This is a genomic window from Limimaricola hongkongensis DSM 17492 (assembly GCF_000600975.2).
Taxonomy (GTDB): Bacteria; Pseudomonadota; Alphaproteobacteria; order Rhodobacterales; family Rhodobacteraceae; genus Limimaricola; species Limimaricola hongkongensis.
In genome coordinates, this window is sequence record NZ_KK088653.1 from 95,900 (window position 1) to 109,748 (window position 13,849).

A 13,849-nucleotide genomic window follows, 5' to 3' on the forward strand; every position below is an offset into this window, starting at 1 on the left:
CAACACGGCGGTGCGGGGGCGGTTCCTGCGCCCGGTCATGCGGCGAGCCTTGCGTGCACGGCGTCGAGATCGATGCCGCGCACCGGGCCGCGCCTTGACGGGTCGTCGATATCATAGCCGAACAGCTCGAAATCGCGGCCATAGATCTCGCGCACGAGATGCATCGACAGATCGTCGAAGAAATCCTCGACCGGGTGGGCGCGCCTTGGCCCGTGCCCCTCGCTTTCGTTGTAGCGCGGCATCGCACCGGGATCGACCGGATGGCGCAGCGGCGCGCGCGCCAGCACCGCGGCCATGCCCGTCTCGAAATCCTCGGTGTGCAGGATCATGTCGTAGCGCCCGCCGCCCCGGATCAGCGTCGAGACATGGCCCGACATGGCCGACCAGTGGATGTCGGGGTCCATCGGCTTGTGAAAGCGGATCGTGTCGCGGGCGAACAGCAAGAACCGCCGGAAGCTGCGGATCTGGTCGAATTCGAAGCCGGTCTCGGGGTCGCCGACCTCGACCCCGTATTCCTCCATCAGCTTCGGGACGAGGTTGCCGCGGTAGCGGCGGCCATTGCGCTGAATGCCGCAGATCTTGTCGAAGAAGGATGACAGGATGCGCCCGTAAGGATTGCGCACGCAGGTGAAGACGAGGGATCGGCGCGCGGTGACGTTGGCCTCGATCGGGGCGCGGCTGTGCTCGAGCCCCCATTTGTGCAGGCCCTGCTGCGCGTCGTGGATGTCGCCGTCGAAGAACCGGCCATGATCCGAGCGGTACATGATCTGGCCGATGGTCGAGCAGGCGCATTTGGGCACCACGCGATAGACCATGCTTTCGCTCTCGGTCATCCAGGTTCCCGGAAACCCCATGCCTGCTGTTCCTTTGTGCTCGCCCCTGCCGCGCACGGGCCACAAGGGGCGCCGAAATGCCCGGCGACCTGTTTATGCGACGGCTCGGCGGGCTATCAAGGCGCAAACCGCCATTGCCGTCTTCGCGCGTGGCGCATGGGAAACGGACATGACGCGCATCGCCTTCATCCTGCTGTGCCACAAGGACCCCGAGGCGGTGATCGCGCAGGCGCGCGGGCTGGCGGCGTCGGGCGACGCGGTGGCGGTGCATCTGGACGCGCGCGCGCCGCGCGCCGCGTGGGACCGGCTGCGCGCGGGGCTCAAAGGGCATCCCGGCGTGGCGCTGGTCGAACGGCGGCACCGCTGCGACTGGGGCGGCTGGAGCCTCGTGGCGGCGACGATCTCGGCGCTGCGGCTGGCGTTGGAGCGGTTTCCCGAGGCCAGCCATTTCTACCTTTTGTCGGGCGATTGCGTGGCGATCAAATCGGCGGCGCATGCGCATGCGGTGCTCGCCGCCGAAGAGGCCGACTGGATCGAGAGCGTCGATTTCTTCGACGGCGGCTGGATCCGGACCGGGATCCGCGAGGAGCGGCTGACCCGCTGGCACCCGTTCAACGAGCGCGCCCGCAAGCGGCTGTTCTATGCCAGTCTCGACCTGCAGCGCCGGTTCGGGCCAAAAAGGCGCCTGCCGCCCGACATCCGGCCGATGATCGGCGCGCAATGGTGGTGTCTCAGGCGCGCCACGATCATTGCGGTGCTCGATTTTCTCGACGCGCGCCCGGATGTGCGGCGCCTTTTCCGCTGGAGCTGGATACCCGATGAGACGCTGTTCCAGACGCTGGTGCGCCACCTCGTGCCGCGCGATGAGATCCGCTCGCGCAGCCCCACCTTTCTGGCCTTCAGCGATTACGGCATGCCCGCGACCCTCCATGACGACCATCACGACATGCTGCTTGCGCAGGATGCGCTGTTCGCGCGCAAGGTCGGGCTTGGGGCCGGGCGGCTTCGGGCGCGGCTGCGCGATCTGTGGGCCTCGGGCCGGCGCGATTTTCCGCAAGGCGGCGATGGCAGGCGGCTGCACCGGTACCTGACCGGGCGGGGCCGGGTCGGGCGGCGGTTCGCGCAGCGGGCCTGGGACAGCGGCGGCACGATCGGGGCGGGGCGCGACCTGATGCTGATCGTCGCGCATAAGCGCCACGTCGCCAAGCGGCTGGCCGGATCGATCAAGCATCACACCGGTCGCGCGGTGGTCGATTACCTGTTCGACGAGGAAGAGGCCGCCCTGCCGCCGATGGGCGGGTTCGAACGCGGGCAGGCCAAGCGGTCTCGCCATCCGCGCGCGGTGCTGCGCGTGCTGTACGATCTGTTCGGCACGGATCGTCTGGCGATCTGCATCGATCCCGCGCGGCTCGATCTCGTCGGCGAAGTGCTGAAGGACCGTGCGGCGGTGCGGGTGCTGGAGATCGTCACGCCGATCGACGACGCCTACCTGCACCTGCACGCCATCCGCACCGGGCTTGCCGGGGCGGATGCGCCCGCGCGGGAGCTGTGGCTGCCGGCGCTGCGGCGGCAGTTCGACGAGGAGAGCCACACGCTGGCGCAAGCGGGGATCGCGGCGCATTACCGGCTTGTCGACGGCGCGCCGGCGGGGGACAACGCAAGGGCGCTGCAGGCGTTTCTCGACTGTTCCGCCGACGCGGCGCGGGGCATCGCCGAAACGCCGCACCTGTTCGATGACTGAGGAGGAAGCGATGCGCTTCGAGTACGACCCCGAGAACATCTTCGCCAAGATCCTGCGCGGCGAGATTCCCAACAAGACGGTGCTGGAGACCGAGCACAGCCTCGCCTTCGAGGACATCTCGGCGCAGGCGCCGGTGCATGTGCTGCTGATCCCCAAGGGGGCTTATGTCAGCTATGACCATTTCGCGCGCGACGCGAGCGATGCCGAGATCCTCGACTTCAACCGCGCGATGGCCAAAATCTGCGAGACGGTCGGGGTGGAGGACGGCTTTCGCGCGATCACCAATGCCCGGCGCGACGGCGTGCAGGAGGTGCCGCATTTCCACCTGCACATCCTCGCAGGCCGCCCGCTCGGTCGGATGCTGGAGCGCGGCTGAACGCGGGCCGGGGGCCGCAGGCGCCGGGCCCCAAAGCCTCAGGCGGCGGAGACCGGCGTTCCGGCCTTGGAGGTGAGCTGCAGGAACACGTCCTCCAGATCGGCTTCCTCGGTCTTCACGTCCATGAGCTTCATGCCGCCCGCGCGGATCGCGTCGAGCACGGTGCCCGCCCCCATCTTGGAAGCGTCATAGGTAAAGGCCAGCGCGCCGCCCGGCCGCTCCGTGACGCTGACGCCCTCGGGCAGCTCGGGCAGGGCGGCGGGGCCGTCGGGGGTCACCACCAGCGTCTTGCCGCTGACCCGCCCGACGAGGTTTTGGGTGGTGTCGCGGGTGATGACGCGGCCCTGATCGATGATCGCGATCTCGTCGCACATCTCCTGCGCCTCTTCGAGGTAATGCGTCGTCAGGATGATCGTCGTGCCCTGCTCGTTGAGCCGGCGCACATTGCGCCACAGCATGTTGCGCAGCTCGATGTCGACGCCCGCCGTCGGCTCGTCGAGCACCAGCACGCGGGGGGCATGCACCAGCGCCTTGGCGAGCAGCAGCCGGCGGCGCATGCCCCCCGAAAGCGACCGCGCATAGGCGTCGGCCTTGTCGGCGAGTCCCACGAGATCGAGCAGCTCCATGGTCCGGCGCTGCGATTTCGGCACGCCCCAGAGACCGGCCTGCACGTCGAGCGCCCCGCGCGGGGTGAAGAACGGGTCGAGCACCAGCTCCTGCGGCATCACCCCGATCGCGGCGCGGGACTGGCGCGGGTTCACGTCCTGGTCGAAGCCCCAGATCTTCACATGGCCCGCGGATTTCAGCACAAGACCGGCCATGATGTTGATCATGGTCGACTTGCCCGCGCCGTTGGGACCGAGCAGGCCGAAGATCGATCCCGCCGGGATCGACAGGTCGACCCCGTCGAGCGCGGTCTTGGCGGCGGATTTGGCGCTGGGCGCGTAGGTCTTCTTCAGGCCCGTGATCTCGATGGCGGCGTCGGTCATCCATGCGTCCTTTCGCGTCTTGTCCCTGCGGGCGGGGCGGCTAGAATGTAGCGCGATCAGGGCCGGGTCCATGCCCGGCCGTTCCCGTTATCAAGGCAAGGCCCCTCATGACACTTCCCGCGCCCGAGACCAAGATCGTCGACACATGGCGCATCGCCTGCGACGGCGGCAGCGCGGGGCTCGGCCATCCGCGCGTCTGGCTGATGATCCCGCATGACACGGGCTTCGTCGACTGCTCCTACTGCGATGCGCGCTACATCCACCGTGACTTCGCCGAGGCCGGCGCCGAGGGGCTCGACGAGATCACCCGCGAGCAGGACCGCTCGGGCCAGTAGGGCGGCGCTCGCCGTTCTGGCCGAGATTTCCTTGCAAGGAAGTCACCCGAATTCCCGGAGGAATTCGGTACAATCCGACATGATATCGCGAAAGAGGGCGGCATGACGCAATTCGGCAAGGGGTGCCATTTGCACCTGATCGACGGCTCGGCCTTCATCTTCCGTGCCTATCACGCGCTGCCGCCGCTGACGCGCAAATCCGACGGCCTGCCGGTCGGCGCGGTGTCGGGCTTCGTCAACATGCTGCAGCGCTACATCGAGAACAATTCGGGCTCGGACGCCGCCACCCATGTCGCGGTGATCTTCGACAAGGGCAGCCACACCTTCCGCAACGATCTCTACGATCTCTACAAGGCCAACCGCGACGCCATGCCCGAGGATCTGCGCCCGCAGATCCCGCTGACCCGCGCCGCCACCGAGGCGTTCAACATCGCCTGCAAGGAGAAAGAGGGTTTCGAGGCCGACGACATCATCGCGGCCCTGTCGTGCCAGGCGCGCGACGCGGGCGGGCGGGTGACGATCATCAGTTCCGACAAGGACCTGATGCAGCTCGTCGGCGACGGGGTCGAGATGCTCGACCCGATGAAGAACCGCCGCATCGACCGCGACGGCGTGTTCGAGAAGTTCGGCGTCTATCCCGACCGCGTGGTCGACGTGCAGGCGCTGGCCGGGGATTCGGTCGACAACGTGCCCGGCGCGCCCGGCATCGGCATCAAGACGGCGGCCCTTCTGATCAACGAGTTCGGCGATCTGGAGACGCTTCTGGAGCGCGCGGGCGAAATCAAGCAGCCCAAGCGCCGCCAGACCCTGATCGACCATGAAAAGCAGATCCGCCTGTCCAAGCAGCTCGTCGCGCTCGACTGCGACATGGCGCTCGATTTCACGCTCGATGATCTGGAGATCCGCGAGCCCGAGCCGGAAAAGCTCTTGGGCTTTCTTGCCGAGATGGAATTTCGCACCATCACCCGCCGCGTGGCCGAAAAGCTCGGGCAGGAAGCGCCCGCCGTGCCCGAGGTGGCGGCGACCGAGGCCGCCGAGCCCGAGCCCGAGGCGCCCTTCGATCACGCTACCTACCAGAAGGTGACGAGCGCCGAGGAGCTGCAGGTCTGGATCGACGCGATCCGCGAGCAGGGCCATGTCGCGGTCGACACCGAGACCACCAGCCTCGACGAGATGCGCGCCGATCTCGTGGGGATCTCGCTGGCGCTCGCGCCCGGCCATGCCTGCTACATCCCGCTCGCGCACCGCTCGGGCGAGGAGGGGCTGTTCGGCTCGGACGCGCTGCGCGACGGGCAGATGCCGATGGATCGGGCGCTTGAGATGCTGAAACCGGTGCTTGAGGACGCCGCGATCCTCAAGATCGGTCAGAACATGAAATACGATCTCAAGATCTTCGCCGGTCTCGGGATCGACGTGGCGCCGTTCGACGACACGATGCTGCTCAGCTACGCGATGCATGCGGGGCTGCACGGGCACGGCATGGACACGCTCAGCGAGCGCTATCTCGGCCACGCGCCGATCCCGATCAAGCAGGTGATCGGCACCGGCAAATCCGCCGTGACCTTCGACAAGGTGGAGATCGACGCGGCAGTGAAATACGCCGCCGAAGACGCCGACATCACGCTGCGCCTGTGGAAGCGCTTCAAGCCCGAACTGCACAAAGCCCGCGTGACCACCGTTTACGAGACGCTGGAGCGGCCGCTGGTGCCGGTGCTGGCGCGGATGGAGCGGGCCGGGGTCGAGGTCGACCGCGAGGTGCTCAGCCGCATGTCCAACGCCTTCGCGCAGAAGATGGCCGGGCTGGAGGCGGAGATCCACGCCAAGGCCGGGCGGCCCTTCAACGTCGGATCACCCAAGCAGCTCGGCGAGATCCTGTTCGACGACCTGTCGCTGCCCGGCGGCAAGAAGGGCAAGACCGGCGCCTATGCCACCGGCGCCGATATTCTCGAAGACCTCGCCACCGAGCACGAACTGCCGCGGCTCGTGCTCGACTGGCGGCAGATCTCGAAGCTGAAATCGACCTATACCGACAGCCTGCAGGAGCACATCCATCCCGAAACGGGCCGGGTGCACACCTCGTATTCGATCGCGGGCGCCAGCACCGGGCGGCTCGCCTCGACCGATCCGAACCTGCAGAACATCCCGATCCGCACCGAGGAAGGCCGCCGCATCCGCGAGGCCTTCGTCGCGCCGAAGGGCCGGGTGCTGGTCTCGCTCGACTACTCCCAGATCGAACTGCGCATCCTCGCCCACATGGCCGATATCGAGGCGCTGAAGCAGGCGTTCCGCGACGGCCAGGACATCCACGCCGCCACCGCGTCGGAGATGTTCAATGTGCCGCTCGACGAGATGACGCCAGAGATCCGGCGGCAGGCCAAGGCGATCAATTTCGGCGTGATCTACGGCATTTCGGGCTTCGGTCTCGCGCGCAACCTGCGGATTCCGCGCGGCGAGGCGCAGGGCTTCATCGACCGCTATTTCGAACGCTTCCCCGGCATCCGCGACTACATGGACGCGACCACCGCCTTCGCCAAGGAGAACGGCTTCGTCCAGACCCTGTTCGGACGGCGCATCAACACGCCCGAGATCAACGCCAAGGGTCCCGGCGCGGGCTTCGCCAAGCGCGCCGCGATCAACGCCCCGATCCAGGGCAGCGCCGCCGACATCATCCGCCGCGCGATGATCCGCATGGACGATGCCATCGCGAGCGTGCCCTCGGCGCGGATGCTGTTGCAGGTGCATGACGAATTGCTGTTCGAGGTGGACGAGGCCGAGGCCGAAAAGCTGATCGCCATCGCGCGCGAGGTGATGGAGAGCGCGGCGCATCCGGCGGTGCATCTCGACGTGCATCTTGCCGCCGAAGGCGGGCAGGGCCGGACCTGGGCCGAGGCCCACTGACGGAACCGCGCCCGCTTCGCATCGTTGCCGTTTCGAAGCGGGCGGCGGCATCGTGGCCGCCCGTCTAGAGATTGGGACGAGACATGAGCGATCACAGCCAAGAGAAACGCGTGGAGATGTTCTGGAAGCGGCTCGACGGGTTGCATGCCGGGCTGATCGGGCTCAAGGGCACCGACCGGCTGATCCCGATGGCGCATTACACCGACCCCGAAAAGGGCTGCCTGTGGTTCATCGGCCATGACGGCACCGAGCTTGCGGAGCGGGCCGAGACCGGCGCGCAGGACGCGGTCTTTGCCGTCACCAGCGACGAGCATGGCATCTACACCCATGCCCATGGCACGCTGACGCTGAGCCATGACGACAAGAAGCTCGACGAGCTGTGGTCCAAGGTGGCCGCGAGCTGGTTCGAGGATGGCCGCCGCGACCCGGATGTGCGCCTTCTGTGCCTCACGCTGCGCTCGGCCGAGGTCTGGACCTCGACGACATCGGCGGCGCGGTTCCTCTACGAGACCGCCAAGGGCAACCTTTCCGAGCAGAAGCCGGATCTGGGTGACAATTATTCGCTGAGTTTCTGAGCCGCACGGCCCGGAGCGTGACGACGGGCGGCTTTCGGGCCGCCCGTTCTCCTGCGCGCCCACTTTTCGTGTTACCCTTTTTTGTGGGGAGGGCCCGCGAGGAGGGGTGGATCATGACGCAGGTTCGGCGCGCGATATATGACAGGCAACTGGTTTCCAACGGCAATCCGATGGAGGCGGTGGTGGGCTTCAGCCGCGCGGTGCGGGTCGGTCGATTCGTCGCCGTGGGCGGGACCGCCCCGGTGGATGCCCAAGGGCGCACCGTCGGCGTAGGCGATGTCGGCGCGCAGACGCGGCGCTGTTTCGAAATCGTGCGCGACGCGCTGTTTCAGGCCGGCGCCGGGCTCGACGACATCGTGCGCACGCGGCTGCTTCTGACCGATATCGACGACTGGCGCGCGGCGGTCGCGGCGCGGCAGGAATTCTGCCGGGACGCGCGCCCGGTCGACACCATCATGCAGGTGGCGCGCTTCGTGAACCCCGAATGGCTGGTCGAGATCGAGGTCGACGCGATCATCGCGGATCGCCACGCCCGCGCATGACAAAAGGCGCGGGCCCTTTCGGACCCGCGCCTTTCGCGCGATGCGGTCGCGGCCGGCGCCTCACCGGCCGGCCGCATCACGCACGGCCGGCTGGAGTTCCCCGGCCGTATTCCCGGCTCAGTTGACCGATTTTTCCTCGATCAGGTTGGCGTCCTGCGGCGTCTGGCGCGAAATCTCGATGCGGCGCGGCTTGAGCGCCTCGGGCACCTCGCGCACCAGGTCGATATGCAGCATGCCGTCGAGATGGCTCGCGCCCGTCACCTTCACATGGTCGGCGAGGTGGAAGCGGCGCTCGAAGGCGCGCGTCGCGATGCCGCGATGCAGGAAAGTGCGGCCCGCGCTGTCCTCGTCGGCCTTGCGCGCGGTCACGAGCAGCGCGTTTTCACGAAGCTCGACCGACAAATCGTCGGGCCCGAACCCGGCGACGGCGATCGAGATGCGCCAGGCGCTCTCGTCGGTCTTCTCGATGTTGTAGGGCGGGTAGTTGTTGTGCCCGGTCTCGGTGGCGAGCACGCGGTCCATCAGGTCGGCGACCTGATCGAAGCCCACGGTGGCACGGTAGAGCGGCGCAAGATCGAATGTACGCATGTCAGTCATCCTTGTCGCAAAGCGATAACGTCGTGATGGCCTTCCCGAAGGGGACAGGCCGGGGGAACCGGAGCCCGGTCTGGCGCTCCGCAAGAGAGGATGTGGGGCGGGGTTTTCGGGGTTTCAAGATCCCCGGCGACGGGATGTCGCGCCGGGGTCGCACCCCCGCTCAGGGGCGGACGAAACGTGCGCCGGTCTCGGTTCTCTGGCCCGCGCCGATGACCCGGACCTGCCCCGAGGACAGCCCCCCGAAGGCGCCCGTGCCCTGTGCCATGCGGGCGCGCAGGTCGGGCAGGGGGCCGGCGAGCGCGACGCCGATGGCGACGCTGCGCCCCTCCATCTCGGCCTTGGCCGAGATCACCGACACGATCCGCGCCACGCCGTCCTCAAAGCTGAACACCGGCGATCCCGACGAGCCGTAATCGACGTCGCAGCCCATGACGAGAAGGCCGTTCTCCTCGCCCAGCACGTCGCAGGTTTCCTGCAGCGACGGTGCCTCGGCCCGGTCATGCGCGTAGGAAACGACCCCGACCTGCGCCCCCGTGGCGATGCTGTCGAGCGTCTCGAAGGGCATGATCCGGGCCGAGCGGATCGGCTGGGCCAGCTCCAGAAGAGCCACGTCGTCGGGGCTCGCGGCACCGGAGCCCGCGCCGGTGAATGTATAGGCGTCGGGGGCCACGGCGCGCCGCACGTTGCGATAGGCCAGCGCACGGCCACCGCGCATCCCGGCCTTGAACTCGATGTCGGTGGGGTCGATCCGCGTGCCGCTGTCGCGGTCATAGAGGCAATGCGCGGCGGTCAGGACGAGGTCGGGGGCGATCAGCGCGCCGGTGCAAAAGCCGCGCCCGCCAAGATCGAGCCGACCCACCGCCTCCCAGCCACGCGCATCCTCCCCGGTCACCATCTCGACGAGATCGTGCCGATCGGCGCGCACCGGCAGCGACAGCGCCACAAGCACGAGCAAGGCCACCGCGAGCGCCTGCTGCATCCGTCCTCCACCCATGAGCCGGGCGGGGATCGCACGACCTGACCGCGAGACTAGGACAGCGGGTGACGGCTTCAAAGGGCAATCAGGCGGATTGTCCTGAAATCGATGGCGGTTGCGGCCCGCCGGTCGCCCAGTCGAGAAGCTGCACCGAATGCACCACCGGCACGCCCGTGCCGCGCGCGATCTGCATCATGCAGCCGATGTTCCCGGCGGCGATCATCTGCGGCTTCAGCACCTCCAGCGTCTCGACCTTGCGGCTGCGCAGCTCGGTCGAAATCTCGGGCTGCATCAGGTTGTAGGTGCCGGCCGAGCCGCAGCACAGATGGCTGTCGGCGGGCTCCATCACCTCGAACCCGGCCTTCTTCAAAAGCTCCTTCGGCCCGGCCTTGAGCTTCTGGCCGTGCTGCAGCGAGCAGGCGGCGTGATAGGCCACGCGCATGGGCTGCGCCGAGATGTCGTCAGGCAGGCCGAGCTGCGCCACGATCTCGCTCACGTCGCGGCACAGCCCGCCGATGCGCGCAGCTTCGGCCTCCAATTCGTGGCCCGCGAACATGTGGCCGTAATCCTTCATCGTGGTGCCGCAGCCGGAGGTGTTGATCACCACCGCGTCGAGCCCCTCGATCCCGGCCATCGAGCGGATCAGCTTGGCCGCCGTGCCGCGCGCCTCGTCATGCTTGCCCATATGCTCGGTCAGCGCGCCGCAGCAGCCGACGCCTTCGGGGATCACCACCTCGCAGCCGAGCCGGGTCAGCAGCCGGATCGTCGCGTCGTTGATCTCCGTATCCAGCGCACGCTGGGCGCAGCCGATCGACAGGCCGACGCGCATTTTCCGCGTGCCTTGCGCCGGAAACACCTGCGGGTCGTCGTTGCGCGACACCGGGGGCAGCTTGGGCGGCGCCATGTCGAGCATCGCCTTCAGACGCCTGTCCGGCATCAGCCCCTTGAACGGCTTGCCGATCCGTGCCGCCAGAAGCGCAAGGCGAAAGCGGTTCGGATAGGGCAGGATGCGCGCCAGCGTCCAGCGCAGGAGGCGGTCCATTGGCGGGCGCTTGTAATGCGCATCGATATAGCCGCGCGCCTGGTCGATCAGGTGGCCGTAATGCACGCCCGAGGGGCAGGTGGTCATGCAGGCGAGACAACCGAGGCAGCGGTCGAGATGGGTGACGGTCTTGTCGTCGGGCACCCGCTCGTTCTCGAGCATGTCCTTGATCAGGTAGATGCGGCCGCGCGGGCTGTCGAGCTCGTCGCCCAGGACCTGGTAGGTCGGGCAGGTGGCGGTGCAAAAACCGCAATGCACGCAGGCCCGCAGGATCGCGTTGGCCTCGGCGGTCTTGGGGTCGCGCAGCTGGTCTGGCGTGAAATTGGTCTGCATGGGGTCTCCGTCAGGCGGCGAGGATGCCGCGCGGGTCGAACTTGTCGCGCAGGCCGCGGGTCAGCTTTTGCAGGGCCAGCGGTTCGGGCTGCAGCGTATGCAGCCGCTCGTGGGTTTCAGGCGCGGCGCGCACCAGCGTGGCGTGGCCGTCATGGCGCCCCAGCCGGGCGCGCAAATCGTCCCCTTCGCCGGTGCGCAGCCAGACGAGGCCGCCGCCCCAGTCGTAGAAGACCTGCGCCGCGTCGGCGCGGGCCGCGAGACCGGCGGCCTCGCTCGGGCGCACCGAGACGCGCCAGAGATCGCCCGTGCTGCCGTGAAACGGGGCCGCATCGCGGATGCCGCGCCAGTCGGCGCGCACCGCCTCGCGGTCGTCCTCGATCTGCCAGTCGCCATGCGGTTTCAGCACCTCCGCGAGGGCGCGGGCGCGGTAAGCCACCGACGGGGCGAAGCCTTCTATCCTGAGCACGGTGCGCGCCCCGCCCGCCGCCTGCGGGTCATGCGCCGCACCCGTCACCTCGTAGGGCGTGCCGAGCGCCGCCGACATCGCGCGCACCGCCGCCGCGTCGTCGAGGCCGCGCGCCACGAGGCTGGCGCAGGTTTCGGTGCCGGGCAGCACCTTGAGCGCGACCTCGGTGATCGCGCCGAGCGCGCCGCGGCTGCCCGCAACGAGGCGGGCGAGATCGTAGCCGGTGACGTTCTTCATCACCCGGCCGCCATTCTTGACGACGGTGCCTTCGCCATCGACGAAGCGCAGCCCGAGCAGGTGGTCGCGCGCCGCCCCCACCAGCACCCGGCGGGGCCCCGACACATTGGCCGCGACCACGCCGCCGATGGTCGGCGTGCCGGTCGTGCCCAGAACGCCGCGATGGTCCATCGGCTCGAAGGCGAGACGCTGGTTCGCGCCGCGCAGCACCTCGTCGATCTCGTCCACCGGCGTGCCCGCCCGCACCACCAGCGTCAGCGCCGCGGGGTCGTGCAGCACGATGCCGGTGAGGCCGGAGGTGGTGATCGGGGTGCCGTCGGGCAGCGGCCCACGCGTGCCGCCGCCGCGCAGCGACAGCGGGCCGTCCGCGTCGCGGATCGCCTCGGCCAGCTCGGCCTCGGAGCCGGGGCGGATCATGCCCGGCGGCTTTCGCTGGCGGCGAGCGGGAACACCTTGGCGGGGTTCAAGAGCCATTTGGGGTCGAACACGTCCTTCACCTTCATCTGCGCCTCGAGATCGACGGGGTCGAACTGCACCGACATCAGGTCGCGCTTCTCGACGCCAACGCCGTGCTCGCCGGTCAGGCATCCGCCCACCTCGACGCAGAGCCGCAGGATGTCGGCGCCCATTTCCTCGCATTTCTCCAGATCGCCGTCCTTGTTGGCGTCGAACAGGATCAGCGGGTGCATGTTGCCGTCGCCCGCGTGGAACACGTTGGCGACGCCGAGCCCGTACTGGTCGCTCAGCTCGCCGATGCGGCGCAGCACCTCAGGCAGGGCCGACACCGGGATCGTGCCGTCGAGGCACATGTAGTCGTTGATCTGCCCCATCGCGCCGAAGGCCGATTTGCGTCCGAGCCAGATCCGCGCCGCCTCGTCGGCGTCCTGCGCGGCGCGGATTTCCACCGGGTCGTGGTCGCGCGCGATCTTCAGGATGGTTTCGAGCTGGTGGTTGATCTCCTCGGCGGAGCCTTCGACCTCGACGATCAGGAGCGCCTCGCAATCGGGATAGCCCGCCTTGGCAAAGGCTTCGCAGGCGCGGATGCAGGGGCGGTCCATGTATTCGATCGCCACCGGAAGCACGCCTGCCTCGATGATGTCGGCCACGCAGGCCCCCGCCGCCTCGGCGCTGTCATAGCCGAGCATGACGGGCAGCGCGCCCTCGGGCTTGGGCAGGATGCGCAAGGTCGCCTCGGTGACGACGCCGAGCTGTCCTTCGGATCCGCAGATCACGCCCAGAAGGTCGAGCCCGCCCGCATCCATATGCGCGCCACCGATCTCGACCACCGTGCCGTCCATCTGCACCATGGTCACGCCGAGCAGGTTGTTGGTCGTCACCCCGTATTTCAGGCAATGCGCCCCGCCTGAATTCATCGCGATGTTGCCCGCGATGGCGCAGGCGAGCTGCGAGGAGGGGTCGGGGGCATAGAAGAAGCCCAGCTCCTCCACCGCGCCGGTGACGCTCAGATTGGTGCGCCCGGTCTGCACCTTGATGATCCGGTCCATGGTGTCGGTCTCCAGCACCCGGTTCATCCGCGACACGCCCAGGATCACCGAATCGGCGGTGGGCAGCGCCCCGCCCGCCAGCGAGGTGCCCGAGCCGCGCGGCACCACCGGCACGCCCTCTTCGTGGCAGATGCGCAGCGCGGCGGAGACCTCCTCGGTCGAGCCGGGCAGCACCACGCAGAGCGGCGGGCAGCGATAGGCGGTGAGCGCATCGCATTCATAGGCGCGGGTTTCGGCCGGGTCATGGATCACGCCGCGCGCGCCCAGCGCCTGTTCGAGCCGGGCCACGACCTGCGCCTTGCGCGCCATGATACGGGCATCGGGGGACGGCATCTGCATGGTCTGGCCTCCTGTCGGGCGAGGGACTGCGCGGGATTGGTAAAGAAATATAACCAAAGCTGCCC

The 13,849-nt window shown here is 68.3% G+C and carries 13 protein-coding genes; 6 read left to right on the forward strand and 7 right to left on the reverse strand.

From position 1 onward, the window contains the following. Window positions 1-35 precede the first annotated feature (35 nt). Window positions 36-854: a sulfotransferase family protein gene (locus tag LOKHON_RS10995; RefSeq protein ID WP_017929194.1), complete on the reverse strand. Its 819-nt coding sequence runs from the start codon at window positions 852-854 to the stop codon at window positions 36-38. 148 nt (window positions 855-1,002) lie between these two features. Between LOKHON_RS10995 and LOKHON_RS11000 the strand changes: the two genes are divergently transcribed. Together LOKHON_RS11000 and LOKHON_RS11005 are read left to right on the forward strand one after the other, a co-directional pair. Beyond that, window positions 1,003-2,574, forward strand: a complete 1,572-nt coding sequence (locus LOKHON_RS11000) for a DUF5928 domain-containing protein (RefSeq protein ID WP_017929195.1) — start codon at window positions 1,003-1,005, stop codon at window positions 2,572-2,574. Window positions 2,575-2,584: 10 nt separating this feature from the next. Continuing rightward, window positions 2,585-2,950 (forward strand): HIT domain-containing protein, encoded by a 366-nt coding sequence (locus LOKHON_RS11005; protein ID WP_017929196.1) that lies wholly within the window; start codon window positions 2,585-2,587, stop codon window positions 2,948-2,950. Between the two features lie 38 nt (window positions 2,951-2,988). Here the strand turns inward: LOKHON_RS11005 and LOKHON_RS11010 are convergent, their stop codons facing one another. Then, a complete protein-coding gene (locus LOKHON_RS11010) occupies window positions 2,989-3,939 on the reverse strand; it encodes an ABC transporter ATP-binding protein (protein WP_017929197.1) in 951 nt (316 codons plus the stop codon). Between the two features lie 107 nt (window positions 3,940-4,046). Here LOKHON_RS11010 and LOKHON_RS11015 point away from each other — a divergent pair, with 107 nt between their 5' ends. The 4 genes from LOKHON_RS11015 (at window position 4,047) to LOKHON_RS11030 (ending at window position 8,289) form a co-directional block, all read left to right on the forward strand. Continuing rightward, window positions 4,047-4,274 carry a zinc-finger domain-containing protein gene (locus LOKHON_RS11015; RefSeq protein ID WP_017929198.1) on the forward strand — a complete coding sequence of 76 codons (228 nt, stop codon included), beginning with the start codon at window positions 4,047-4,049 and terminating at the stop codon, window positions 4,272-4,274. Window positions 4,275-4,376: 102 nt separating this feature from the next. Further along, the gene (gene polA, locus LOKHON_RS11020) at window positions 4,377-7,172 is read left to right on the forward strand and encodes a DNA polymerase I (protein ID WP_017929199.1); all 2,796 of its coding nucleotides are present in this window, start codon (window positions 4,377-4,379) and stop codon (window positions 7,170-7,172) included. Between the two features lie 83 nt (window positions 7,173-7,255). Then, window positions 7,256-7,747: a pyridoxamine 5'-phosphate oxidase family protein gene (locus tag LOKHON_RS11025; RefSeq protein ID WP_026147558.1), complete on the forward strand. Its 492-nt coding sequence runs from the start codon at window positions 7,256-7,258 to the stop codon at window positions 7,745-7,747. A 113-nt stretch (window positions 7,748-7,860) separates the two neighbouring features. After that, window positions 7,861-8,289: a RidA family protein gene (locus LOKHON_RS11030; RefSeq protein WP_017929201.1), complete on the forward strand. Its 429-nt coding sequence runs from the start codon at window positions 7,861-7,863 to the stop codon at window positions 8,287-8,289. A 117-nt stretch (window positions 8,290-8,406) separates the two neighbouring features. Here LOKHON_RS11030 and LOKHON_RS11035 read toward each other — a convergent pair whose 3' ends face one another. The 5 genes from LOKHON_RS11035 to LOKHON_RS11055 form a co-directional block, all read right to left on the reverse strand. Continuing rightward, complete coding sequence (locus tag LOKHON_RS11035; protein WP_017929202.1) at window positions 8,407-8,877, reverse strand: Hsp20 family protein; 471 nt, start codon at window positions 8,875-8,877, stop codon at window positions 8,407-8,409. A 169-nt stretch (window positions 8,878-9,046) separates the two neighbouring features. Next, on the reverse strand, window positions 9,047-9,865 hold the full coding sequence (locus LOKHON_RS11040) for a trypsin-like serine peptidase (protein WP_017929203.1): 819 nt from the start codon (window positions 9,863-9,865) through the stop codon (window positions 9,047-9,049). Window positions 9,866-9,947: 82 nt separating this feature from the next. Continuing rightward, window positions 9,948-11,237 (reverse strand): glycolate oxidase subunit GlcF, encoded by a 1,290-nt coding sequence (gene glcF, locus LOKHON_RS11045; protein ID WP_017929204.1) that lies wholly within the window; start codon window positions 11,235-11,237, stop codon window positions 9,948-9,950. Window positions 11,238-11,247: 10 nt separating this feature from the next. Next, the gene (locus LOKHON_RS11050) at window positions 11,248-12,357 is read right to left on the reverse strand and encodes an FAD-binding protein (RefSeq protein WP_017929205.1); all 1,110 of its coding nucleotides are present in this window, start codon (window positions 12,355-12,357) and stop codon (window positions 11,248-11,250) included. Continuing rightward, a complete protein-coding gene (locus LOKHON_RS11055) occupies window positions 12,354-13,784 on the reverse strand; it encodes an FAD-linked oxidase C-terminal domain-containing protein (protein WP_017929206.1) in 1,431 nt (476 codons plus the stop codon). The genes LOKHON_RS11050 and LOKHON_RS11055 overlap by 4 nt, the downstream gene beginning before the upstream one ends. Between the last annotated feature and the right edge of the window lie 65 nt (window positions 13,785-13,849).